Origin of the sequence: Nocardioides sp. CPCC 206348 (genome assembly GCF_048654705.1) — a bacterium.
GTDB lineage: Bacteria > Actinomycetota > Actinomycetes > Propionibacteriales > Nocardioidaceae > Nocardioides.
Map to the genome: position 1 here is coordinate 81,204 of NZ_JBMCZA010000217.1, position 543 is coordinate 81,746.

Annotated in this window: 1 protein-coding gene; it reads right to left on the reverse strand. The window is 70.9% G+C overall.

What is annotated here, in order from left to right:
- Nucleotides 1–519 (reverse strand): cysteine desulfurase family protein (locus ACOADB_RS24185; protein WP_378604801.1); only part of this gene is annotated, 519 nt, incomplete at its 3' end.
- Nucleotides 520–543: the final 24 nt, after the last annotated feature.

Consider the following 543-nt stretch of genomic DNA (forward strand, 5'->3'; position numbering starts at 1 on the left):
ACGTTCCTGACCACCACCGTGCAGGAGCGCCGTCAGGTCCACCTCTCGTCGTACGACGAGAGCACCGACACCCTGCGGACCGCCGACCTTGTGGCCGGACACCGAGAGCGCGTCGACGCCCGAGGCGGCGAAGTCGACCGGGACGGCGCCGATGGCCTGGACCGCGTCGGTGTGGACCGGAATGCCGTGCTCGGCCGCGAGGGCGACGACCTCGTCGATCGGCTGGACCGTCCCGACCTCGTTGTTGGCCCACATGACGGTGATCGCCGCCACGGAGGCGGGCTCGAGCTCGACAGCGGCGCGGAGCGCATCGACCGAGAGGCGGCCCAGGCTGTCGACCGGAAGAAGGTTGACCGCGGCACCCTCGTGCTCCTCGAGCCACTCGAGCGGGTCGAGCACGGCGTGGTGCTCGACGGCCGAGGCGAGGAAGCGCAGGCGGCGCGGGTCGGTCGCGCGACGCGACCAGTACAGGCCCTTGACCGCCAGGTTGTCCGCTTCGGTGCCTCCCGAGGTGAACACCACTTCACCCGGACGACAGTTCAG